Source organism: Agromyces flavus, assembly GCF_900104685.1.
Lineage (GTDB): Bacteria > Actinomycetota > Actinomycetes > Actinomycetales > Microbacteriaceae > Agromyces > Agromyces flavus.
Genome location: NZ_LT629755.1, coordinates 353,831 through 376,676, shown reverse-complemented (window position 1 = coordinate 376,676; position 22,846 = coordinate 353,831). Strand labels below are relative to the sequence as shown.

Annotated in this window: 25 protein-coding genes and 1 tRNA gene; 9 read left to right on the top strand and 17 right to left on the bottom strand. The window is 71.1% G+C overall.

The features are described 5' to 3' along the window. Positions 1 to 31 precede the first annotated feature (31 nt). The 3 genes from BLT99_RS01860 to BLT99_RS01850 all read left to right on the top strand — a co-directional run bounded on the left by BLT99_RS01860 (position 32) and on the right by BLT99_RS01850 (position 3,062). Complete coding sequence (locus tag BLT99_RS01860) at positions 32 to 724, top strand: response regulator transcription factor (RefSeq protein WP_092668794.1); 693 nt, start codon at positions 32 to 34, stop codon at positions 722 to 724. 41 nt (positions 725 to 765) lie between these two features. Beyond that, entirely contained in the window at positions 766 to 2,625 is a 1,860-nt protein-coding gene (locus BLT99_RS01855; RefSeq protein WP_092668792.1) for a sensor histidine kinase, read from the top strand. 146 nt (positions 2,626 to 2,771) lie between these two features. Next, complete coding sequence (locus BLT99_RS01850; RefSeq protein ID WP_092668790.1) at positions 2,772 to 3,062, top strand: WXG100 family type VII secretion target; 291 nt, start codon at positions 2,772 to 2,774, stop codon at positions 3,060 to 3,062. A 6-nt stretch (positions 3,063 to 3,068) separates the two neighbouring features. Here the strand turns inward: BLT99_RS01850 and pucL are convergent, their stop codons facing one another. The 7 genes from pucL to BLT99_RS01815 all read right to left on the bottom strand — a co-directional run bounded on the left by pucL (position 3,069) and on the right by BLT99_RS01815 (position 8,089). After that, positions 3,069 to 3,974, bottom strand: a complete 906-nt coding sequence (gene pucL / locus BLT99_RS01845) for a factor-independent urate hydroxylase (protein WP_092668788.1) — start codon at positions 3,972 to 3,974, stop codon at positions 3,069 to 3,071. Between the two features lie 23 nt (positions 3,975 to 3,997). Further along, positions 3,998 to 4,336 (bottom strand): hydroxyisourate hydrolase, encoded by a 339-nt coding sequence (uraH, locus tag BLT99_RS01840; RefSeq protein WP_092668786.1) that lies wholly within the window; start codon positions 4,334 to 4,336, stop codon positions 3,998 to 4,000. Next, positions 4,333 to 4,851: a 2-oxo-4-hydroxy-4-carboxy-5-ureidoimidazoline decarboxylase gene (gene uraD / locus BLT99_RS01835; protein ID WP_229724788.1), complete on the bottom strand. Its 519-nt coding sequence runs from the start codon at positions 4,849 to 4,851 to the stop codon at positions 4,333 to 4,335. The genes uraH and uraD overlap by 4 nt, the downstream gene beginning before the upstream one ends. Before the next feature lie 117 nt (positions 4,852 to 4,968). Next, a complete protein-coding gene (gene groL / locus BLT99_RS01830) occupies positions 4,969 to 6,591 on the bottom strand; it encodes a chaperonin GroEL (protein WP_092668782.1) in 1,623 nt (540 codons plus the stop codon). A gap of 181 nt (positions 6,592 to 6,772) precedes the next feature. Next, on the bottom strand, positions 6,773 to 6,976 hold the full coding sequence (locus tag BLT99_RS01825; RefSeq protein ID WP_067948690.1) for a cold-shock protein: 204 nt from the start codon (positions 6,974 to 6,976) through the stop codon (positions 6,773 to 6,775). Between the two features lie 208 nt (positions 6,977 to 7,184). Further along, positions 7,185 to 7,730, bottom strand: a complete 546-nt coding sequence (locus BLT99_RS01820) for a LytR C-terminal domain-containing protein (protein ID WP_092668780.1) — start codon at positions 7,728 to 7,730, stop codon at positions 7,185 to 7,187. Positions 7,731 to 7,756: 26 nt separating this feature from the next. After that, a complete protein-coding gene (locus tag BLT99_RS01815; protein ID WP_092668778.1) occupies positions 7,757 to 8,089 on the bottom strand; it encodes a DUF3263 domain-containing protein in 333 nt (110 codons plus the stop codon). Positions 8,090 to 8,266: 177 nt separating this feature from the next. Here BLT99_RS01815 and msrB point away from each other — a divergent pair, with 177 nt between their 5' ends. Together msrB and BLT99_RS01805 are read left to right on the top strand one after the other, a co-directional pair. After that, entirely contained in the window at positions 8,267 to 8,668 is a 402-nt protein-coding gene (gene msrB, locus BLT99_RS01810; RefSeq protein ID WP_092675442.1) for a peptide-methionine (R)-S-oxide reductase MsrB, read from the top strand. 2 nt (positions 8,669 to 8,670) lie between these two features. Next, on the top strand, positions 8,671 to 9,222 hold the full coding sequence (locus BLT99_RS01805; protein WP_197675519.1) for a nitroreductase family protein: 552 nt from the start codon (positions 8,671 to 8,673) through the stop codon (positions 9,220 to 9,222). Here the strand turns inward: BLT99_RS01805 and BLT99_RS01800 are convergent. From BLT99_RS01800 to BLT99_RS01790, 3 genes are all read right to left on the bottom strand, one after another. Continuing rightward, complete coding sequence (locus tag BLT99_RS01800) at positions 9,206 to 10,264, bottom strand: DMT family transporter (RefSeq protein WP_092668776.1); 1,059 nt, start codon at positions 10,262 to 10,264, stop codon at positions 9,206 to 9,208. The two genes, BLT99_RS01805 and BLT99_RS01800, sit on opposite strands and share 17 nt — an antisense overlap. Beyond that, positions 10,264 to 10,339: transfer RNA gene (locus tag BLT99_RS01795), tRNA-Thr, on the bottom strand. Before BLT99_RS01795 ends, BLT99_RS01800 begins: the two co-directional genes overlap by 1 nt. Positions 10,340 to 10,423: 84 nt before the next feature. Next, entirely contained in the window at positions 10,424 to 11,353 is a 930-nt protein-coding gene (locus tag BLT99_RS01790) for a DsbA family protein (protein WP_092668774.1), read from the bottom strand. Between the two features lie 273 nt (positions 11,354 to 11,626). On the opposite strand from BLT99_RS01790, the gene BLT99_RS01785 reads away from it, so the two are divergent. Together BLT99_RS01785 and BLT99_RS01780 are read left to right on the top strand one after the other, a co-directional pair. After that, positions 11,627 to 12,727, top strand: coding sequence for an ABC transporter ATP-binding protein (locus BLT99_RS01785; protein ID WP_092668772.1), 1,101 nt, complete (start codon positions 11,627 to 11,629; stop codon positions 12,725 to 12,727). A gap of 76 nt (positions 12,728 to 12,803) precedes the next feature. Next, entirely contained in the window at positions 12,804 to 14,123 is a 1,320-nt protein-coding gene (locus BLT99_RS01780) for a DUF4032 domain-containing protein (protein WP_092668770.1), read from the top strand. Positions 14,124 to 14,134: 11 nt separating this feature from the next. Here BLT99_RS01780 and rlmB read toward each other — a convergent pair whose 3' ends face one another. From rlmB to BLT99_RS01760, 4 genes are all read right to left on the bottom strand, one after another. After that, a complete protein-coding gene (gene rlmB / locus BLT99_RS01775; RefSeq protein WP_092668768.1) occupies positions 14,135 to 15,142 on the bottom strand; it encodes a 23S rRNA (guanosine(2251)-2'-O)-methyltransferase RlmB in 1,008 nt (335 codons plus the stop codon). After that, positions 15,139 to 16,563, bottom strand: coding sequence for a cysteine--tRNA ligase (cysS, locus tag BLT99_RS01770; protein WP_092668766.1), 1,425 nt, complete (start codon positions 16,561 to 16,563; stop codon positions 15,139 to 15,141). The genes rlmB and cysS overlap by 4 nt, the downstream gene beginning before the upstream one ends. Positions 16,564 to 16,659: 96 nt before the next feature. Beyond that, positions 16,660 to 17,901: a 2-C-methyl-D-erythritol 4-phosphate cytidylyltransferase gene (ispD, locus tag BLT99_RS01765; protein ID WP_092668764.1), complete on the bottom strand. Its 1,242-nt coding sequence runs from the start codon at positions 17,899 to 17,901 to the stop codon at positions 16,660 to 16,662. A 57-nt stretch (positions 17,902 to 17,958) separates the two neighbouring features. Beyond that, a complete protein-coding gene (locus BLT99_RS01760) occupies positions 17,959 to 18,441 on the bottom strand; it encodes a CarD family transcriptional regulator (RefSeq protein ID WP_067948714.1) in 483 nt (160 codons plus the stop codon). A 158-nt stretch (positions 18,442 to 18,599) separates the two neighbouring features. Between BLT99_RS01760 and BLT99_RS01755 the strand changes: the two genes are divergently transcribed. Beyond that, entirely contained in the window at positions 18,600 to 19,061 is a 462-nt protein-coding gene (locus tag BLT99_RS01755; RefSeq protein WP_092668762.1) for a hypothetical protein, read from the top strand. A gap of 103 nt (positions 19,062 to 19,164) precedes the next feature. Here BLT99_RS01755 and BLT99_RS01750 read toward each other — a convergent pair whose 3' ends face one another. Both BLT99_RS01750 and BLT99_RS01745 read right to left on the bottom strand, forming a co-directional pair. Then, on the bottom strand, positions 19,165 to 19,845 hold the full coding sequence (locus BLT99_RS01750; protein WP_092668760.1) for a response regulator transcription factor: 681 nt from the start codon (positions 19,843 to 19,845) through the stop codon (positions 19,165 to 19,167). After that, positions 19,842 to 21,113, bottom strand: a complete 1,272-nt coding sequence (locus BLT99_RS01745) for a sensor histidine kinase (RefSeq protein WP_092668758.1) — start codon at positions 21,111 to 21,113, stop codon at positions 19,842 to 19,844. Before BLT99_RS01745 ends, BLT99_RS01750 begins: the two co-directional genes overlap by 4 nt. Positions 21,114 to 21,301: 188 nt before the next feature. Here BLT99_RS01745 and phoU point away from each other — a divergent pair, with 188 nt between their 5' ends. Further along, positions 21,302 to 21,955, top strand: a complete 654-nt coding sequence (gene phoU, locus BLT99_RS01740; protein ID WP_092668756.1) for a phosphate signaling complex protein PhoU — start codon at positions 21,302 to 21,304, stop codon at positions 21,953 to 21,955. Between the two features lie 74 nt (positions 21,956 to 22,029). Here the strand turns inward: phoU and BLT99_RS01735 are convergent, their stop codons facing one another. Continuing rightward, the gene (locus BLT99_RS01735; RefSeq protein WP_092668754.1) at positions 22,030 to 22,776 is read right to left on the bottom strand and encodes a phosphoglyceromutase; all 747 of its coding nucleotides are present in this window, start codon (positions 22,774 to 22,776) and stop codon (positions 22,030 to 22,032) included. Between the last annotated feature and the right edge of the window lie 70 nt (positions 22,777 to 22,846).

Sequence of the window (22,846 nt, the reverse complement as noted above, 5' to 3'; positions counted from 1 at the left end):
GTTCCAGCCAACGCGCAGCAGAATCGTGGGTATGAGCGACGGACCCCGCATCCTGATCGTCGACGACGAGCCCAACATCCGCGACCTGCTCACCACCAGCTTGCGGTTCGCGGGCTTCGCGGTGCGCGCCGTCGCCAATGGCGCCCAGACCATCTCGGCGGTGCTCGAGGAGGAACCCGATCTCATCATCCTCGACGTGATGCTGCCCGACATGAACGGCTTCGGCGTCACCAAGCGCCTCCGCTCGGCGGGCTACACCGCGCCGATCCTCTTCCTCACCGCGAAGGACGACACCGAGGACAAGATCACGGGACTGACGGTGGGCGGCGACGACTACGTCACCAAGCCCTTCAGCCTCGACGAGATCGTGGCGCGAATCCGCGCCATCCTGCGCCGCACGATGCACGCCGAAGAGGACGCCGTCATCCGCACGGGCGAGCTGACGATGGACCAGGACACGCACGAGGTGCTCGTCGGCGACGTGCCCGTCGAGCTCTCGCCCACCGAGTTCAAGCTGCTGCGCTACCTCATGCTCAACCCCAACCGCGTGCTGTCGAAGGCGCAGATCCTCGACCACGTGTGGGAGTACGACTTCAACGGCGACGCCGGCATCGTCGAGAGCTACATCTCGTACCTCCGGCGCAAGCTCGACCAGCACTCCTCCGAGCCGCTCATCCAGACCAAGCGCGGCTTCGGCTACATGCTCAAGTCGTCGAAGTCGTAGCACAGGCCCGGTACAGGGTGCCTGCGTAGACTCGGCCCGCCATGCACCAGACCCTCGCCGACCGCTGGAACCGGATCTCGCTCCGGACCAAGATCACGGGCGTCACCGTGCTCATGCTGACGCTGGGCCTGCTCGTGTCCGGCATCGGCACGGCGGCCATGCTGCGCAGCTACGTCGAGAGCCAACTCGAATCGAAGCTCAGCGCGATCGCATCGGGCGACTACTACAAGTACTTCACGCAGGACGGCGCCGAGCCCGACGACGACGCCAACCTCAGCGGCCTGGACTTCAGCTCCTCCGACGACGTCTTCGTGGCGGTGTACGACCCCGAGACGGGCGACTTCCGCGGCCACAACTGGGCGAATCGCGATCGGTCCACCTACCCGAACCTGCCCGAGCACCTCACGCAGGCCGACGTCGTCCGGCAGAACAACGGCGGCGACTACCGCGTGTTCTCGCTGTCGGACGCCAACGGGGAGCCCACCTTCCGCGGCGTCTACGCACTCATGGAGGCCGATGAGCGCGGCCGTCTCGCGCCCATCATCCTCGCGATCTCGTCGCAGGACACCGAGCGGCTCCTCGCGGCGTACCTGACGATCTTCCTCGGCTTCGGCCTGGGCGTCGTCCTCGTGGGCGCGCTGCTCACGCGCATGCTGGTCACCTCGACGTTCATGCCGCTGCGCGAGGTGGAGCGCACGGCCGCGGCGATCGCCGACGGCGACTTCAGCCAGCGGCTCGGCGGCGCCACGCCGAACACCGAGGTCGGGCGCCTCAATCGCTCGCTCAACACGATGCTCAACCGCATCGACCGCGCCTTCCGCGACCGCGCGCGCACGATCGACCAGATGCGCCGGTTCGTCGGGGATGCCTCGCACGAGCTCCGCACGCCGCTCGTCTCGGTGCGCGGCTACGCCGAGCTCTACCGCATGGGCGCCCTGCAGTCCCCCGATGACGTGGCGCAGGCCATGGACCGGATCGAGAAGGAGGCCATCCGGATGGGCGGCCTCGTCGAGGACCTGCTCGCGCTCGCGCGCCTCGATGAGGCGAAGCCCCTCGACCTCGCCGAGGTCGACCTCGTGCCGCTCGCCCGCGACGCGGCGCTCGACGCCATGGCGGCCAACCCCGGCCGCACGGTGACGGTCATCGCGCCCGAGGACCTGCGGACCGACTCGATCGAGGTCGTCCCCGTCGACGTCGAGGTCGACCTCGACGCGGCGCCGGCGCGCAGCACGGCCGGGCCCATCGCGCTCGCCGGAGCCACGCTGGCGCGACTCCGGGGTCGCCGGACGCCCGCGGCCGTCGACGCCGCGGTCGCGGGCGGCGCGACACCGCGTGCACGACGCGGCGGGCGAGGCTCGTCAAACGGCACGCGAGCGGCTCGCGCCGAGGCGCGCGCCGCCGCCGCGATCGGCCGCTCGGCGAATGCGAACGCGGGTGTCGGCGGCGGCGACGACGCGGCGATGACCGGCCCGCTGCCGGGAGACCCGCCGACGGTGCCCGTGCGGCGCGCCGTGGTGCTCGCCGAGGAGAACAAGATCCGGCAGGTGATCACCAACCTCATGGGCAACGCGATGCGCTTCACGCCCGAGGACAGCCCGATCGAGATCCGCGTGTCGATCGACGACGTCGCCGAGCGAGCCATGCTCGAGATCGTCGACCACGGCGAGGGCGTGCCCGCCCAGATCAGGGAGAAGATCTTCCAGCGCTTCTGGCGCGCGGACACCTCGCGCACGCGCGAGACCGGCGGCTCGGGCCTCGGACTCGCGATCGTCTCGTCGATCGTCGCCGCCCACAACGGCCACGTCGACGTGGTCGAGACGCCCGGCGGCGGCGCGACGTTCCGAGTGGCCCTGCCGCTGGCGGGCTCCGCGGCGGCGCCGCAGCCCGTCGTGCCGGCCTGATCCGGGCAGGCCGCCGAACGCCCGTTCCGGACCGCTCCTCCACAGCGGCCCGCCGCGAAGACGGCACGACGGATGTCGCGCCCCGCACCCGCCCGCCGACTCCCCCGGCCTAGCGTTGCCGACGTACACCGAGCGAAGGGAACACGATGACGCGATACCAGGTCGACAGCGAACAGGTGCAGATGGCCACCCAGAGCGTGCAGGGCACCATCGGGCGGATCCGCTCCGAGGTGGGCTCGCTGCTCGCGCAACTCGGCGGACTGCAGGGATCATGGACCGGTCAGGCGTCCACCGCCTTTCAGGCCGCAGTCGACGACTGGCGGATGACGCAGCAGCACGTCGAGGAGAGCCTGTCGGGCCTGAGCCAGGCGCTCGGCGCCGCCGGCGCGCACTACGCCGAGGCCGAGCAGGCCAATGCGCGCCTGTTCCTGCGCTAGGCGGTCTCAGACCAGTCCCGTGTAGGCGTCCCAAGCCGGTCCGGGGTCCGGCGCGTCGTCGCGCAGCACGCTGGCCTGGATCAGCCCGTACGGGCGATCGTCGGCGTGGAACACCTCGCCCGGATTCTCGATGCCGAACGGTGACAGGTCGTAGAGGAAGTGGTGCTTGTTCGGCGCCGACAGACGCACCTCGACCACCTCGTCGTACGCCTCGAGCACGGCGCGGCCCATCTCGTAGAGCGTCTGCTGCAGGGCGAGCGACTGCACGGTGGCGTACTGCTCGACGAGTATCCGGCGGATCCCGGCGTACGCGGCGTCCCAGTCCACCTCGGCATGCGCGAATCGCCACTTGGCGACGAGCGAGGTCGCCATGATCCGGTCGGTCGTGGGCTGCAGCACGGTGTACCGGTCGACGAGGAAGCCGTGGAACTCCGATCCGGTCGACTTCAGGATGACGAGGTCCTTGAGTCCGCCCGTCACCCACGTCCGGCGGTCATCGCCTGAGCCCTCGACCGTGATCGACGCGGTGCGCACCTCCTGGCCCCGCCGCACCCAGGTGTGGTCGGCCTCGACGCCGCCGACCCGCACGCGCTCCCACGCGTACTCCTCGATCTCCACGCGCGCGCCCGTGACCGGGGGCACGTCGTCGACGAAATGGCGTGCGAGGTCGAGCCCGTACGACTCGATCGTTCCGAGGGGCTTCTGCTTGGCGAAGGCGTACGCCGTCTGCTTCTGGGTGTCGGTCGGCAGCACGTTGGACTGGTCTCCCACGAGGTGCGCTGCCGCGAAGTCGCCTCGCAGCGCCGTCGAGACGTTGAGGTCGCGGATCTCGTGCCGCGACTCGTCCCGGAAGATGCGCACGATGCGGTTCTCGGCCTTGCCGTACCGGTTGTCGCCCAGGATGATCGCCATCGCCGCTCCTCGCGCCTCGATGCTCAGCTGCCGCGATAGGTCGAGTACGCGAACGGGCTCAGCAGCAGTGGAATGTGGTAGTGCTCCGTGGTGTCGGCCACCTCGAACGCGACCGACACCTCGGGGTAGAACGAGGGTCGATCGCCGAAGTAGGCGGCGGTGTCGAACACGACCCGGTAGACGCCCGCGCCCAGCTGCGCGGGTCCGAGGTCGGCGACCCGACCGTCGGCGTCGGTGCTCGCCTCCGCGAGCGTCGACCAGGTTCCATCGTGGAGGGCGTCGAGCCGGATCGAGAGGCCCTGTGCCGGCCGACCCAGCGTGGCGTCGAGCACGTGACTGGTGACGTGGCTGCGCGTCGTCACGACGGCGTCCCGATGGGCGCGGCTGCGTCGGCGTGCAGCGACCTGAGCCGCAGCAGAGCGATCTCTCGGAGCTGCTCGCCCACGACCGCGAGTTCGGCGCCGTCGTCGAGGCCGAGCCGCCGGTGCAGCTCTTCGAGGATCTCGGCGCGCGTCCGCCCCGCGGCGCGGATCAGGAAGATCCGGCCGAAGCGCGCCTCGTAGTCGCGATTGCCCTGAGCGATGGCGGCGGCGAGCCGCGCATCGTCGGCGTCGGCCGCCGCAGCCTGCTCCGACCGCGAGAACCGCTCGGCGGCACCGTCGCCGGCGGCGCGTTCCCCGATCCGCGGGTGGGCCGCCAGCGCCTCGTCGATCTCAGCCGGAGACAGCGGGGTCGCGGCGGCGTCTGCCGCGGCGAGCAGGTCGTCGACGGTGTCGTACGGCGCGCCGCGCGCGACATCCCGGACCCACCGCTCGACGTGGAGGCAGGCGCGCAGCTCGTCTTCGAACGCGGTGGTCGCGTCGGAGCCCTGGGACATCGGCATCCCCTCCTGCCGCCGGGCTGGCGTGGCTCCACTGTAGCGGCCGCGACACGACGAAGGGCGCCTCCCGGAGGAGACGCCCTTCGCGTGGTGCGGTACGGACCGCGGTATGGACTAGAAGTCCATACCTCCGCCCATGTCGGCGGCTGCGGGCGCAGCGGCCTTCTCGGGCTTGTCGGCGACGACGGCCTCGGTCGTGAGGAAGAGGCCGGCGATCGACGCGGCGTTCTGCAGCGCCGAGCGCGTCACCTTCGCCGGGTCGATGATGCCCTGCGCGAGCAGGTCGCCGTACTCGCCGGTCGCGGCGTTGAGGCCGTGGCCCGCGGGCAGCTCGGAGACCTTGTTGGCCACGACGCCCGGCTCGAGGCCGGCGTTGAGGGCGATCTGCTTGAGCGGCGCCTCGATCGCGACCTTGACGATGTTCGCACCGGTCGCCTCGTCGCCCGAGAGGCCGAGCTTCTCGAACGCGACCTTGCCGGCCTGGATGAGCGCGACGCCACCACCGGCGACGATGCCCTCCTCGACGGCGGCCTTCGCGTTGCGGACGGCGTCCTCGATGCGGTGCTTGCGCTCCTTGAGCTCGACCTCGGTGGCCGCGCCCGCCTTGATGACGGCCACGCCGCCGGCGAGCTTGGCGAGGCGCTCCTGGAGCTTCTCGCGGTCGTAGTCGGAGTCGGTGTTCTCGATCTCGGAGCGGATCTGGGCGACGCGGCCCGCGATCTGGTCGGGGTCGCCCGCGCCCTCGACGATGGTGGTCTCGTCCTTGGTGATGACGACCTTGCGGGCCTGGCCGAGCAGGTCGAGGGTGGCGTTCTCGAGCTTGAGACCGACCTCCTCGGAGATGACCTGGCCGCCCGTGAGGATCGCGATGTCCTGGAGCTGGGCCTTGCGGCGGTCGCCGAAGCCCGGCGCCTTGACGGCGACCGACTTGAAGATGCCGCGGATCTTGTTCACGACGAGCGTGGCCAGGGCCTCGCCGTCGACGTCCTCGGCGATGATCAGGAGCTGCTTGCCCGACTGGATCACCTTGTCGACGATCGGGAGCAGGTCCTTGATGTTCGAGATCTTCTGGTTGGCGATGAGGATGTACGGGTCCTCGAACACCGCCTCCTGGCGCTCCGGGTCGGTGACGAAGTACGCCGACAGGTAGCCCTTGTCGAAGCGCATGCCCTCGGTCAGCTCGAGCTCGGTGCCGAAGGTGTTCGACTCCTCGACGGTGACGACGCCCTCCTTGCCGACCTTGTCGATGGCCTCGGCGATGATCTCGCCGATCTGCTGGTCAGCGGCCGAGATCGAGGCGGTCGCAGCGATCTCGTCCTTCGTCTCGACCTCCTTGGCGGCGGCGAGGAGCTCCTCGGAGACGGCCGTGACGGCCTTCTCGATGCCGCGCTTGAGGGAGATGGGGTCGGCGCCGGCGGCGACGTTGCGGAGGCCCTCGCGGACGAGCGCCTGCGCGAGCACGACCGAGGTCGTGGTGCCGTCACCCGCGACGTCGTCGGTCTTCTTCGCGACCTCCTTGACCAGCTCGGCGCCGATCTTCTCGTACGGGTCGTCGAGCTCGATCTCCTTGGCGATCGACACGCCGTCGTTCGTGATCGTGGGGGCGCCCCACTTCTTCTCGAGGACGACGTTGCGGCCGCGCGGGCCGAGGGTCACCTTGACCGCGTCGGCGAGCGTGTTCAGGCCACGCTCGAGGCCGCGACGGGCCTCCTCATCGAAAGCAATGATCTTTGCCATGTGTGTCTCTCGTCCCTTCCGGACGTTCAAGATTCCAAGGGGTTAGCACTCAAATCAGGTGAGTGCTAAGTCGATTCTGGCACTCTGCCGCGGTGAGTGCAAGCGCGCGGGAACCCGACGAGACGCACGCGGACATGCGGAAGCGCCGCCGTTCCCACGGCGGCGCTTCCGGAGTCGAGGCTCAGGCGGGGCGCACGGCCTCGGCCTGCGGGCCCTTGGAGCCGGAGCCGACCTCGAAGGTCACCTGCTGGCCTTCCTCGAGGACCTTGTATCCCGCCATGTCGATGGCGGAGTAATGGACGAACACGTCCTGACCTCCGCCGTCGACGGTGATGAACCCGTATCCCTTTTCAGCGTTGAACCACTTGACGGTTCCGTTCGCCATGCGTTGCTCCCATGTAGCCGTGTATCCGAGTCAGCACGTGCCTTCCGCCTGTACCGGGCCGTCCGACGTGCTGACGTGGCGCCTGGTGCGGCGCCGGGTGCTTCACACGGGTTCGAGCGACCGATTCCAGATAGTCACAGCCCACGAGCCGCGCACAAGAGCCTCGGCGTCACGAATGGTCGCAGAATGGCAACGATTCGATCACCGGTCAGCCGGCGACCTGCTCCGCGTAGTCCGCGCCGAGGACGACGACGATCTGCAGGCCCTCGGAGGCGAAGTCCTCGTTGAGCCGCACGTCGGCCTCGGGCAGCAGCTGGGCGACCCCCCGCGCCGCGCCCTCGAGGTCGGGGCCGGCGTAGTAGACGACCGTCTCCTGGAGGTCGGACGAGTCGGCGTTCGAGGCGACGCCGACCGTCACGCCACCGGCGGTGAGGGTCTCGCTCGCCTGCGCGGCGAGACCCGAGGTGGTCGTGCCGTTGAGCACGGTGACCGGGATGTCGGGCGCGATGGTCGGCGGCACCGTGGCGACGGGCGTCGCCGAAGCGGACGGAGCCGGCACGTCGTCGAAGTTCAGGCGGTCGTTGAAGACCGCGACGGCCGCGATGCCGGCGCCCGCGAGCACCACGGTCGCGAGCGCCGCCCAGCCGAACGCGATCCAGCGCGCCCCGCGCCGAGCGGGCGCACGGTGGGCCCCGACCCGCTCGATGCCGTGGGGAATCGAGTCGAATCGATCGCGGGGGAACTTCTGCGCCATGGGTCCAGTCGGGGTCGGGGCCGGGCTCAGGCGAGCGGATGGCCGTGGGGAATCGTACGACGTGCGCGGGCGTCCGCGCGCGCCTCGCGCTGCCGTTGCAGCCGCTTGACGAGCATGGGGTCGTGCCGCAGCGCGTCCGGGGAGTCGACCAACGCGCCGAGCAGCCGATAGTACCGGGCCGCCGACATGCCGAGCTCCTCGCGGATCGCATCGGCCTTGCGTGCCGGGTCGCGCCACGACCGGCCCTCGAAGGCGAGGATGTCGCGCTGGCGGGCGTCGAGCCCGCCGGTCGCCGCGACCCGTTCCGGTCGGCTCCCGCCCTCGCGGTCGGCGTCGTCCGGTCGGCGTTCCGCGTCCATCCCGCCTCCGTCCGCTCCTCGCACGTGACGCCATCCTAGGGACCGCACGCCGCGAACCCGCCGCACGCCACGCGTCGACGCGCGCCCGGGGAACACGGCCGCCGGGACAGGCGTTGCACCACCCGGGTCGCGGATGCGCGACGATGGAAGTCCCACGTGCACGAGGAGCAGGTCGCAATGGCATACCAGGTGAGCAAGTCCGACGACGAGTGGCGCGAGCAGCTCGGCGGCGATCGGTACGCCGTGCTGCGCGAGGCCGCAACCGAGCGCCCGTGGACGGGCGAGCTCCTCGACGAGGAACGCGCGGGCGTGTACGCGTGCGCCGCGTGCGGCGCCGAGCTGTTCAAGAGCGGGACCAAGTTCGACTCGGGATGCGGTTGGCCGAGCTTCTACGAGTCCGTCCGGCCCGAGGCCGTCGAGCTCATCGAGGACACCTCGCTCGGCATGGTGCGCACCGAGGTGCGGTGCGCGAACTGCGGCTCGCACCTGGGGCACGTGTTCCCCGACGGATTCGGCACTCCCACGGGCGACCGCTACTGCATGAACTCGATCGCCCTCGACTTCACGCCCGAGTCCTGAGCGTGGGCGCGGTCCGAACGGCGGCGCTGGCACGGCGGTCCTGGCCGAAGGTCACCGACGTCGCGCCCTCCGACGCCGAGCTCGCCGAGCTCCTCGAGGCGGCGGGGCGGGTCTCCGACCACGGCGGGTTGGTCCCCTGGCGCGTGATCGCCCTGCGCGACGAGGCGCGGAGCCGTCTGGGCGATGCGCTCGTGCAGGCCGCCGGCCTCGAGGGCGATGAGGCCGCCAAGCTCGCGGCGAAGCCGCTCCGAGCGCCCGTCCTCCTGGCGCTCGTCGCCGTCGTGCGTCCCCACCCCAAGGTTCCCGAGTGGGAGCAGGAGGCCTGCGCCGCGGGCGTCGGTCACCTGCTGACCCTCCTGCTCGACGAGGCGGGCTGGGGCGTCATGTGGCGGACCGGCCCGCACACGCGGCATCCGTCGGTCGCCCGCGCGCACGGCCTCGCCGACGGCGAGCGGCTCATGGGCTGGCTCTACGTCGGGGGCAAGCCCGAGTCGGGCCGGCCCGAGCGACGCCGGGCGCCGGTCGCCGAGGGCCGGCTCAGCGAACTGGCCTGACGGCCTCGGGCGACGCATGGCGCGCCCGGCGGCGAATCCCTGAGAGCGCGACGGCCGCCAGCGCGAGCACGGTGCCGCCCACGGTGGCGATGCCCACGGCATGGTCGGAGGTCGGCAGCAGCAGGTCGAGCGCGAGCGCGGCCGACAGCTGGCCGGCCACGACGCCGAGCACGAGCACGCCCACGCGTCGCACGAGGCCGGCCTGCATCGCGATGAACACGCACCCGACTGCGCCGCCCGCGTACAGCCAGGGCTCGGTCGGCATCGAGTCGGGCCAGCCGACAGAGGTCGCGTGCACCGCGAGGACGACGACGAGCGCGGTCGTACCGACCGCGAAGTTCACGAGCGTCGCGGCGAGGGCGCTGGATGCCGCAACCCGCACGCGCCCGTTCATCGCCTGCTGCCACGACACCGCGAAGCCCGCGGAGAACGGCAGCAGCAGGAGCAGGACGGGCACCGCCGTCTCGACCTGGGCCGACACGGCCCAGCCGACCGCCGCGAGCGCGAGGATCGCCGCGGCCGCCCGCGGGAGCGTGAGCGGCCGCCGCCCGCCCGGGCCGATGCCGATCACGTCGACCACGACGCCGCCGAGTGTCTGCCCCGCGACGATCGCGACCGTGAACAGGGCGACGCCCAGCACCGCCGCCGCGATGCCCTGCGTCGCGACGAACCAGGCACCGGCGAGCCCGCCGAGCAGCATCCACCACGCGAGCCGACGGTCGGCGAGGGCCTCGCGGACGCGACCGACTCCGCGTCGACCCGCCGGCCAGGCGGCGACGACCACGAGGAGGATCAGCAGGCCCGAGCCGAACGAGATCACCGCCGCGACCGCGAAGTCGTCGAGACGTCGCGCCAGTTCGCCGTTGATCCGCGACTGGACGGCCGTCAGCGCACCGGAGACGACGGTGAGGGCGACCGCGACCCACATCGGCAGGCGCGACACCTCGACGTGCGCGTGCCGGTGCGGCTCGGCGGGGACGTCGGTGGACGAGATGGCCGGGGTCGCGACATCCGTCGGACCGGGTGCTGGCGTGCTCGACATGGAGCCGGCTACGGGACTCGAACCCGTAACCACCGCTTTACAAGAGCGGTGCGCTACCAATTGCGCCAAGCCGGCAGGTGATTCCCGAACATCCTACCGATCCGCCGCCGGGGACGACGATGGCCCGGCCGGAGCCGGGCCATCGATGCGGAGGAGCGCTCAGCCCGCCGCCGGCGTCGGCGTGGGGGTGGGCGTCGGGGTGCCGTTGGACTCCGAGTAGCTCTCTCCGGCCGCCTGCAGGACGAACGCCTGGAACTCCGCGGTGTCCTCGAGGGAACCGACGTACTGCTTGCCGTTGACGAGCACGGTCGGGGTGCCGGTCACGGCGTCGAGCTCGGAGTTCGGAATCGGGCCCTCGAGCGCGCGCTGCGTGGCGGCCTGGACCCAGCCCTTGAACCGGGTCTCGTCGATGCACGCGTTCACCGACGACGACGCGCCGGCCTCGGCGGCGATGTCCTTGATCTCGTCGTTGGAGAGACCGGCCGAGAGCTCCTCGGGCTGGTTCTCGAACATGAGCCCGTTGAAGTCGAAGAACGCCTCGGGCGAGTACTCGGCGACGCACGCGGCGGCGTTGGCCGCTCGGAGCGAGTACTGCGTGCCCGCCGACTTGTTCGTGAGGATCGCGATCGGGTGCACCTCGAGCGTCGCCGCGCCCGACTCGACCATGGTGCGCATGGTCTCGTTGTTGGTCGTCTCGAACTGGCCGCAGTAGGGGCACAGGTAGTCGATGTAGGTGACGATGTTGGCGACCGTGCCGCTCTCGTCGGGCTCGGTCGGCGTCGGGTCCTCGCCGTCGGCGATGGCCGGGGTCGCGACCGCCTCGATCCCGTTCTCGCCTCCGACGAGGAGGATGCCGTCGCTGGCCATGTTCGCGGGACCGGGGCCGGCCGGCTTGGTGCTCTGCAGCACGAGGCCGATCACGAGGCCAGCCACCGCGAGGATCGCCACCACGACGCCGCCCTGGATGAGCAGGCGGTTGCGCCGATCGCGCTTCTTCTGCTCCTCGCGCAGGAGGCGGGCCTTCTCACGGGCCGCCTCGCGACGCTCGTTACGGGTGGGGCGTGGCTGGGTCGGTCCGCCAGTGCTCATCGATGGTCAACTCCGGGTCGCTGTGGGGCGCGCGCACGCGGGCACGCGCACCGGTCGAGTGTAGGAGCGATCGCTGGGAAACGCCCAAACGGCGCCCCGACGGCCGCTGGACGTCACCTCGGCGCCGCGCGGGCCGCCCGCCGCCGCCGGTCGTCGCGATTCATCGGAGCACAGGCGCGCATGACATACTGAGGGAGCGTCGACACCGATGTCGGCGTTTCCATTCACTACGGATCGTCCGGCACGTACCTGCCGGTGAAGGAGAACAGAACCATGGCGTCAGTCACGTTCGACAAGGCCACCCGCCTGTATCCCGGTGGCACCCGTCCCGCCGTCGACAAGCTCGACCTCGAGATCGCAGACGGGGAGTTCCTCGTCCTGGTCGGCCCCTCGGGCTGCGGCAAGTCCACCTCGCTCCGCATGCTGGCGGGCCTCGAAGAGGTCAACGAGGGCAACATCTTCATCGGCGAGCGCAACGTCACCGACGTGCCGCCGAAGGACCGCGACATCGCGATGGTGTTCCAGAACTACGCGCTGTACCCGCACATGACGGTCGCCGAGAACATGGGCTTCGCGCTCAAGATCGCCGGCGTCGGCAAGGACGAGCGCGCCGCACGCGTGCTCGAGGCCGCGAAGCTGCTCGACCTCGAGCCGTACCTCAACCGCAAGCCGAAGGCCCTCTCGGGCGGCCAGCGCCAGCGCGTCGCCATGGGCCGCGCGATCGTGCGCCAGCCCCAGGTGTTCCTCATGGACGAGCCGCTGTCGAACCTCGACGCCAAGCTCCGCGTCCAGACCCGCACCCAGATCGCGTCGCTGCAGCGCCGCCTCGGCGTCACCACGGTCTACGTCACGCACGACCAGACCGAGGCGCTCACCATGGGCGACCGCATCGCGGTGCTCAAGGACGGCGTCCTCCAGCAGGTGGGCACGCCGCGCGAGCTATACGAGCGGCCGAACAACGTCTTCGTCGCGGGCTTCATCGGCTCGCCGGCGATGAACCTGTTCCACGCCGACGTGGTCGAGGGCGGCATCAAGTTCGGCACTGCGACCGTCGACGTCGACCGCGACGCGATCGCGTCCGCCTCGAGCGGCGTCGTGACGGTCGGCGTGCGGCCTGAGGACATCCAGGTCTCGAGCACGCAGGGCGAGGGCCTCGAGGTCGTCGTCGACCTCGTCGAGGAGCTCGGCGCCGACGGCTACCTCTACGGTCACTCGACCATCGAGGGCAAGCGCACCGACATCGTCGCGCGCGTCGACGGCCGCGTGCACCCGTTCGCGGGCGACACCGTGTACCTCCTGCCGACGCCGAAGCACGTGCACGTGTTCGACGCCGAGTCGGGCGCGCGCCTCCTCGAGGCGCCGGTCGTCAGCTGACGTCGGTCCATTCGATCGCGATGCCGGTCGGGCTTCGGCCCGGCCGGCATCGTCGTTCCCCGGTACGCTGGGCCTGATGAGCGGCACACTCTCCATCACGTCGGCGATGACCGATCCGGCCCTGCTCGACCTCCCGTGGGACGTGCCCCTCGAGGCGTGGCCGAGCGAGCACATCGCGGCGCTGCCGAAGGGCATCTCGCGCCACCTCGTGCGGTTCGCGCACCTGAGCGGGCACGTCGTGGCGATCAAGGAGACCACGGCCGAGATGGCCCGGGGCGAGTACGACATGCTCCGCACGCTCCAGCGCCTCGAGATCCCCTGCGTCGAACCCGTCGCGGTCATCACCAACCGCACCGACGCCGACGGCGCCGAGCTCGCGCCCGTCCTCGTCACCCGGCATCTCCGCTTCTCGCTGCCGTACCGCGCGCTGTTCTCGCAGACACTGCGGCCCGACACCGCCACGCGCCTCGTCGACGCACTGGCGGTGCTGCTCGTCCGCCTGCACATCATCGGGTTCTTCTGGGGCGACGTGTCGCTGTCGAACACGCTGTTCCGCCGCGATGCGGGCGCGTTCGCCGCCTACCTCGTCGATGCCGAGACCGGCAAGCTCTACGAGGGCGGTCTCTCCAACGGGCAGCGCGAGAACGACCTCGAGATCGCGCGCGTGAACATCGCGGGCGAGCTGCTCGACCTCGAGGCCGGCGGCCGCGTGGCCGACGAGCTCGACCCCGTGCGGATCTCCGACGGCATCGTCGACGCCTACCGCAACCTCTGGAAGGAGCTCACGGGCAGCGAGTCGTTCGGCGTGGCCGAGCGGTGGCGCATCAACGAGCGCGTCAACCGCCTGAACGACCTCGGGTTCGACATCGAGGAACTGGCGATCCGCACCGACGAGACCGGCACGACCCTGCGCATCCAGCCGAAGGTCGTCGACGCCGGGCACCACCAGCGACGGCTCCTTCGGCTGACCGGGCTGGACACCGGCGAGAACCAGGCGCGGCGGCTCCTCAACGACCTCGACTCGTACCGCGCCGCGTACAACAAGCAGGCGCAAGACGAGGAGATGGTCGCGCACGAGTGGCTCATGCGCGTGTTCGAGCCCGTCGTCCGCGCCGTCCCGCCCGAGCTGCGGGGCAAGCTCGAGCCCGCCGAGATCTTCCACGAGCTGCTCGAGCACCGCTGGTACATGGCGCAGCAGCAGGGGCGCGACATCCCGCTCGCCGAGGCCCTGACGGCCTACGTCAACGACGTGCTCCGCCACCGCCGCGACGAGGCCACCGTGATCGGCCCGCCAACCGAGGCGATCACGACCGCGCTGCCCTCGATCGCGCCCGACACCAGCGCGATCCCCGTGCACGACCCCGACGACGAGGGCGACTGGCGCCTGAAGGTCTGAGTCGCGCGCGGCTACTCGGCGCGGAGCTTCGCGATCTCGTAGAGCGTGACGGATGCCGCGATGCCGGCGTTCAGGGACTCGGTCGCCCCCGAGATCGGGATCGACACGATCGCATCGCACGTCTCGGTCACCAGGCGCGAGAGCCCCTTGCCCTCGGAGCCGACGACGACCACGATGGGGCGGTCGGCGAAGTCGAGGCCGGGAAGCTCGACGTCCCCGCCCGCGTCGAGGCCGAGCACGAAGACGCCGCGCTGCTTGAGCGCCTTGAGGGTCTGCGTGAGGTTCGGCGCCATCGCGACGGGCACGCGCGCGGCGGCACCGGCCGACGTCTTCCAGGCGGCGGCGGTGACGCCGACCGAGCGGCGCTGCGGAACGATCACGCCCTGCCCGCCGAACGCGGCGGTCGAGCGGATGATCGCACCGAGGTTGCGTGGGTCGGTGATGCCGTCGAGCGCGACGAACAGCGGCGTGAGGTCGTCGGCGAGCACCTCGTCGAGCAGGTCCTCGGGGTGGGCGTACTCGTACGGCGGCACCTTGAGCGCGAGGCCCTGGTGCACGCCGCCCTCGCCCGCGAGCCGGTCGAGCTCGGGGCGCATGACCTCGAGGATGGGGATTCCGCGGTCGGTCGCGATCTTGACGGCTTCCTTCACGCGATCGTCCATCTCGATGCGCGCCGCGATGTAGAGGGTCGTCGCCGGGATGCGCGTGCGCAGCGCCTCGACGACGGCGTTGCGACCCGTCACGATCTCGGACTCGTCGCCGGACTTCGCCCGGCGCGACGCACCCGACGCGCCCCGCGGTGCACCTGGACGCGCCGGCGCGCGACCACCCGACTTCGCGGCCGCCCGCTCGGCGGCCGCCTTGCGCTTGTACGCCTGGTGGTACGGCCGGTCCTCGGCCTTGGGCGTGGGGCCCTTGCCCTCGAGCGCCTTGCGGCTGTGCCCGCCCGTACCGACCTTCTGGCCCTTGCCCTTCTTGCGCACGGCTCCCGCGCGAGGCTTTCCGCTGCTGCCCTTCATGAGGTGAGGCTCCAATGCGTTCCGGTCTGGCTGTCTTCGATGGTGATGCCGGCGTCCGCGAGCTCGGCGCGGATGCGATCGGCGGCGTCCCAGTCCTTGGCGTCGCGCGCGGCACGACGGTCGGCGATGAGTCGCATGACGAGGCCGTCGAGGGCGGATGCCGCGGGGCCGGCGTCGGCCGTCCAGTGCGGGTCGCTCGGGTCGATGCCGAGCACGCGCACCATGGCGAGCACCTGGCGGCGCAGGTCGGCCGCTGCCCCGAGGTCTTCGCCGTCGAGCGCCTGGTTGCCCGCGCTCACGGCTTCGTGCAGGACCGCGAGCGCCTGCGGCACGTTGAGGTCGTCGTCCATGGCCTCGGCGAACGCCTCGGGCCACGTGCCATCCGTTCCGGTGTCGGCGTACCGCGTGCCCGCGAGCCGACGCTCGACGCGGGTGAGGAACGTGCGGATGCGGTCGACCGCCGCCTCGGCCTCGGCGAGCGAGTCGGGCGAGTAGTCGAGCGTCGAGCGGTAGTGCGCCTTGCCGAGCAGGTAGCGCACCGCGAGCGGCGAGGCGAGCGCCGTCAGCTCGTACGCGTAGACCGAGTTGCCGAGCGACTTCGACATCTTCTGCCCGCCGACGTTCACGAGCCCGTTGTGCACCCAGTACCGCGCGAACGCCTGCCCGGCCGCGGTCGACTGTGCGAGCTCGTTCTCGTGGTGCGGGAAGCGCAGGTCGAGCCCGCCGCCGTGCAGGTCGAACTCGGGGCCGAGGTAGCGGGCCGCCATCGCGGAGCACTCGATGTGCCATCCGGGCCGGCCGGCCCCCCACGGCGACTCCCATCCGGCCGACACGGGCTCGCTGGGCTTGTGCCCCTTCCACAGCGCGAAGTCGCGCGGGTCGCGCTTGCCGCGCGGGTCGGAGTCGGCCGCGGCTTCCATCTTGTCGCGAGACTGACGCGTGAGCTCGCCGTACACCGGCCAGCTCGAGGTGTCGAAGTAGACGTCGCCCGAGCCGTCGGGCGCCGGGTACGCGTGCCCGAGCTCGATGAGCCGCTGGATGATCTGCTGCATCTGCGTCACGCTCGCGGTGGCCCGGGGCTCGTAGGTGGGCGGGAGGATGCCGAGCGCGTTGTAGGCCTCCGTGAACTCGAGCTCGTATCGGTACGCGAGCGACCACCACTGCTCGCCGATGCCCTCTTCGGCGGCGGCGTTCAGGATCTTGTCGTCGATGTCGGTGACGTTGCGGATGAACGTGACGCGGTAGCCGCGCGCGGCGAACCAGCGGCGCATGATGTCGTAGACCAGCGCGCTGCGCAGGTGCCCGATGTGCGGAGCCGACTGCACGGTGGGACCGCACACGTACATGCCCACGTGCCCCTCCTCGAGGGGCACGAAGTCACGCAGGGCCTGGGCCTTCGAGTCGTAGAGTCGCACGGTCACCCCGCAACTCTACCGGCGGGGCGCGCGGCGGGCCGGGCGATGACGGATGCCGCGTCGCCGGTGCCGCACGCGACGTTCGACCGAGGCCGTCAGGCGTCAGACCGCGACGCCGCCGGCTGGCAGGATCGTGGCGGTCGCGATCGCCGCGACGCCCTCACCGCGACCCGTGAAGCCCAGGCCGTCGGTCGTGGTCGCGGCGACGCTGACGGGCGCGCCGACGACGCGCGAGAGCACCGCCTCGGCTTCGGCGCGTCGCGGCGCGAGCTTGGGCCGGTTGCCGACGACCTGCACCGAGACGTTGCCGACGCGCCATCCGGCGTCGGCCAGGCGGCGCACCGTCTCGGCGAGGAACACCTCGCCGTGCGCGCCCGCGAGCCCCGGGTCGTCGGTGCCGAACATGCCCCCGATGTCGCCGAGTCCGGCGGCGGAGAGGAGCGCATCGCAGATCGCGTGCGCGGCCGCGTCGCCGTCGCTGTGGCCGGAGAGTCCGCGCTCCTCCCGCCAGTGCAGTCCGGCGAGCCAGAGCGGGGTCTCGTCGTCGTCGGCGAAGGCGTGCACGTCGATGCCCGTTCCGACGCGGGGCCCGGCATTGGATGCCGCGGACGGCGCGCGCTCGAGTGCGGGGCGCGTCGCGCCATCCGCTCGCCGCCGATCGGCCACGAGCTGCTCGGCCCGGTGCAGGTCAGCGGGCACGGTGATCTTGAAGGCGCGCGCGTCCCCCGGGACGACGTCGACGGCCACCCCGATCGCGGCGAACAGCGCGGCGTCGTCGGTGTGCTCGCGCGTCGCCTGGGCGTAGGCGATCTCGAGCGCCTCGCGCGGGAAGCCCTGCGGAGTCTGCATCGCCGCGAGCTCGGACCGGTCGACGGTCGCGAGCACGTGGCCCTCGGCGTCGACGCGCTTGATCGTGTCGACCACCTGCAGTCCGGGCACGATGCCGTGACCCCGCGCCCGGACGGCCGCCGCGACCTCGTCGAACACCGCCGACGGCGTGAGCGGCCGGGCCGCGTCGTGCACGAGTACGGTCTCGACGACGTGCGGCAGGACCGCGAGGCCGTTCGCGACCGACTGCTGGCGGGTGAGCCCGCCGGGCACCACGTCGAGGATCGCGGATGCCGCATCGGCCCGCGCCGCGTACCGTGCACGCACCTCGCCGACCCGTTCGTCGGGCGCGACCACCACGACGAGCGGCGCCTCGCGCATGCCGAAGACGGCATCCAACGCGACACCGAGGATGGTGTCGCCGCCGAGCGGCACGAACGCCTTCGGATCGGAGTGGCCGAGGCGGGTGCCGCTGCCGGCGGCGACGACGATGACGGCGACGGTGGAGGCGCTCACGCTTCGAGCGTAGCGCGCGGCTCGGCGCGCGCCGTCGGCGCAACTCGATCGCCGTGGCTACGAGGCGAGCACCTCGTCGAGGACGGTCGACGCCTGCTCCTCGTCGGTCTTCTCAGCGAGCGCGAGCTCGGAGATGAGGATCTGACGCGCCTTGGCGAGCATGCGCTTCTCGCCGGCCGACAGGCCGCGGTCCTGGTCGCGGCGCCACAGGTCGCGCACGACCTCGGAGACCTTGATCACATCGCCTGACGCGAGCTTCTCGAGGTTCGCCTTGTAGCGACGCGACCAGTTTGTCGGCTCCTCGGTGAACGGCGCGCGCAGCACCTCGAAGACCTTGTCGAGGCCCTCCTTGCCGATGACGTCGCGGACGCCGACGAGGTCGACGTTCTCTGCGGGCACCTCGATGACGAGGTCGCCCTGCGTGACGTTCAGCTTGAGGTAGAGCTTCTCTTCGCCCTTGATGATGCGTTTCTTGACTTCGACGATCGTTGCGGCGCCGTGGTGGGGGTAAACGACGGTCTCGCCAACCTCAAAAAGCATGAATCGGTGTCCTTTCGGCAACTTTCAGGATATCACACCGAGTTCCTGCTAGGGTTCCGCCCCCGCGCCCGGGCGGGCCTCTAGCCGTAGGCTACACTCGACCCGAACCCACGCGCGCGGGCTGCATGCGCCTGCGCGCACACGTCATTGGAGGTCCTGTGAAGGCGCGTCTCGCGGCATCGGCTGCTCTGGCTCTCGGCATCGCGATCGGCGGAAGCGGCTGCGCCATGATCACCTACCAGGCGACCACCGAGAAGTACGACGCGAGCGACGGGGTCTCGGCCGACCTCGGCACCATCGAGCTGCGCAACATGCTCGTCGTCAGCGACGACGGCGAGCAGGGCAACCTCGTCGTGGCGGTCGTCAACACCGGCGAAGACGACGCGACCGTCGAGTTCGAGGTCGTCGACAGCGGCGAGCGCTTCGAGGTCGACGTCGACGCGGGCGACGTCGTCTCGCTCGGCGCCGGAGACGAAGACCCGATCACCATCGAGGACCTCGGCGCCGAGGTCGGCGGACTCGTCGCCATCTACGCCCAGCACAGCGGTGAGGAGGGCCAGGAGATCCAGGTTCCGGTGCTCGACGGGCGACTCCCCGAGTACGAGGACCTCGCTCCCTGACCCGCCGCACGGGCGCTCACCCCGCCCCGTGCCGCACGAGAGCGGATGGCGCGACGCGAGTCGCACCATCCGCTCTCGTCGTCTGTGCGGCGCGCGTCGGACGCTACGCCTCGAAGCGGTAGCCGAGGCCGCGCACCGTGACGAGCTGCACGGGCTCGGACGGCGTGACCTCGATCTTCGAGCGGATGCGCTTGATGTGCACGTCGAGCGTCTTGGTGTCGCCGAAGTAGTCGCTGCCCCACACGCGGTCGATGAGCTGCCCGCGCGTGAGCACGCGGCCGGCGTTGCGCATGAGCAGCTCGAGGAGTTCGAATTCCTTGAGCGGCATGGCCACCGGGCGGCCGTCGACCTCGACGGTGTGGCGGTCGACGTCCATGCGGACGCGTCCGCCCGCGATGATGCCGTCGTCGAGTTCGTCGGGCTCGATCCGCCGGCGCAGCACCGCCCGGATCCGTGCGAGCAGCTCTCGCGTCGAGTAGGGCTTCGTCACGTAGTCGTCGGCGCCGAGCTCGAGCCCGACCACGATGTCGACCTCGGAGTCCTTGGCGGTCACCATGATGATGGGCACCGACGATCGCAGCCGGAGCTCGCGGCACACCTCGGTGCCGGGCAGCCCGGGGAGCATGAGGTCGAGGAGCACGAGGTCGGCGCCGTCCCGCTCGAACGCCGCGATCGCGGCCGGGCCGTCTGCGGCGACCTCGACCTCGTACCCCTCGCGTTCGAGCAGGAAGCTCAGCGGATCGCTCAGGGCGATCTCGTCCTCGACGAGCAGGATGCGGGTCACTCGGTGTCTCCTCGGGCGGGCGCCGACGGCAGGGCCGCGGCGATTCGGGCGGGGGGCTCGGCGCGGACCGGCGCCGGGGCGGACGGCACGGACGCGCCCGCGTCGACCTCATCGGCCGGCGCGGTCGCGTCGACCACGGGCACGGGCCGCTCGGCGAGCGGGAGCCGGATGGTGAAGGTCGACCCCTTGCCCGGGCGCGACCACACGCGGACGTCGCCGCCGTGGTTCTGGACGGTGTGCTTGACGATGCTGAGGCCGAGGCCCGAGCCGCCCGTGTTGCGAGAACGGGCCTGGTCGACGCGGTAGAACCGCTCGAAGACGCGGTCGAGGTCCTCGGTCGCGATGCCGATGCCCTGGTCGGCCACCGAGATCTCGACGGCGTCGCCGTCGACGCGGACGCCCACGCCGACGCGGCCGCCCTCGCTCGAGTACGCGATCGCGTTCGCGACGAGGTTGTGCACCGCGACGACCAGCAGCGCCTCGTCGCCGTACACTTCGGCGCGCGATTTGGCGCGGACCCGGACCTCGACGCCCTTCGCGGCCGCGACGACGCGGTTCTGGTCGACGGCGGCGGCGACGATGCGGTCGACGTCCAGCAGCACGTCGGGGCGGAGGGCATCGCGGGCCTGCAGTCGCGAGAGCTCGATGACCTCGCCCGTGATGTGCCCGAGCCGCTTGGATTCGGCCGAGAGCCGATGGGCGAAGCGCCGCACCTGCTCGGGCTCGTCGGCGGCGTGGTCGAGCGCCTCGGCGAGCAGGCTCACCGATGCGATCGGCGTCTTCAGCTCGTGGCTGATGTTGGCGATGAAGTCGCGACGGACCTCGTCGAGGCGGTGGGCCTCGGTGCGGTCGTCGGCGAGCAGCAGCACGAACCGGGTGCCCAGGCGGGCGACGCGCACCGCGAGCCGCATCGTGGCATCGCTGAACGGCCCGCGCGCCACGTCGAGCTCGGTGGCGATCGGCTCGCCGGTGCGGCGCACGGATGCCACGAGCTCGACGAGCTCGGGATGCACGAGCATCTGGTTCCGCACGAGCCCCAGCACGAGGGCGCCGGGCGAGGCCCGCAACACGTTGTTGGACGGGTCGAGCACGACGCCGGCCGACTCGAGGACGTCGAGCACCTGGTCGACGCCGTCGGGGATGGTGGGCGCCACGACGCGAGCGGCGCTCTGCCCTCGGCGCTCGGCCATGTGCAGCACGACCGTGAATCCGGCTCCGAGCAGGATGCCGAAGGTCAGCGCGGCCAGCACCGACCAGGTGGTGTCCATGGCACCACCCTAACCATGGGTGAACGGCCCTCCGGCCCGGGAAGGCCGCCGAACGGGGGTAGGTTGGGGAGTGTTCAGCAGGAGGGCACCTGCCGTTCACCTTCGACGGCGAGGATGTCGCGAGCCGGTTCATGCCGGTTTCCCGCGTGCCCGACGCGGGGGTTGAGACCGAAGGGGTCGGAAGAGACATGCGTGAGGTGTTCCAGCAGGAACTGCGCGAGGTGCAGGACGGACTCGTCGAGATCGCGGCCCTCGTCGCCGAGGCGATCGACAAGGCCACCCGTGCGTTCAACGAGTCGAACGTGAGCCTGGCCGAGGAGGTCATCGCCGACGACCACCTCATCGACCAGCGCACGCAGGCGCTCGACGAGCTGGCGATCACGATCCTCGCCCGGCAGCAGCCGGTCGCTCGCGACCTCCGCATCGTCGTGAGCGCGCTGCGCATCTCGGCCTCGCTCGAGCGCATGGGCGACATGGCGACGCACATCTCGCAGCTCGCGCGCTACCGGTTCCCCGACAAGGTCGTGCCGAAGTCGCTGCGTCCCACGTTCGCCGAGATGGGCGCGCTCGACGTCGCCATCGCGAAGCAGCTCGTCGAGCTCCTGCGCAACGAGGACGTCGAGCTCGCGGAGGAGATCCGCAACGAGGACGACAAGGTCGACGCGCTCCACCTCTCGGTCTTCGACAAGGTGCTCGGCGAGACGTGGAAGGGTGAGGCGGTCGACACGGTCGACGCCACGCTCGCCAGCCGCTACCACGAGCGCTTCGCCGACCACGCGGTCTCGATCGCCAAGAAGGTGCAGTACCTCGCCACGGGCGACTGGGTGCCCGAGCCGGTCTGACCCGGCGCAACACCGACATGACGAGGGCCGAGCGGATGCGACATCCGCTCGGCCCTCGTTCGCGTCGTGGGGCGCTACTTCTTACCCTGCGCCGCGACCGCGGCCGCACCCGCCGCCGCCGCCTCGGGGTCGAGGTACTCGCCCGGCTTGGTGGGCATGAAGTCGTCGCCGAGCTCGTAGACGAGCGGGATGCCGGTGGGGATGTTGAGCTCGGCGATGTCGTCGTCGCTGATGCCGTCGAGGTGCTTCACGAGCGCGCGCAGCGAGTTGCCGTGCGCGGTGACGAGCACGGTCTTGCCATCCTTCAGGTCGGGGATGATGTCGGACTCCCAGTACGGCAGCATGCGAGCGATGACATCCTTCAGGCACTCGGTGCGCGGCATCTCGCCGTCGGAGAGGTCGGCGTAGCGCGGGTCGCCGACCTGCGACCACTCGCTGTCGTCGTCGAGGGGCGGCGGCGGGGTGTCGAACGAGCGACGCCACAGCATGAACTGCTCCTGGCCGTACTTCTCGAGCGTCTCGGCCTTGTCGAGTCCCTGCAGCGCACCGTAGTGGCGCTCGTTCAGTCGCCACGAGCGGCGCACGTCGATCCAGAGCCGGTCGGCCTCCTCGAGCGCGATGTCGGCGGTCTGGATGGCGCGGGTGAGCACCGACGTGTGCAGCACCTCGGGCAGCACGCCCTTCTCGACGAGCAGCTCGCCGGCGCGCTTCGCCTCGGAGCGGCCGAGATCGCTGAGCCGCACGTCGACCCAGCCGGTGAACAGGTTCTTCTGGTTCCAGTCGCTCTGGCCGTGGCGCAGCAGCACGAGGGTGTAGACCATGCCGCCAAGCCTAGCGGCGCGCCATCCGCTCGCCCGTCGGCTCGGTCGCCGCGTGACGCCTGCGAGACTT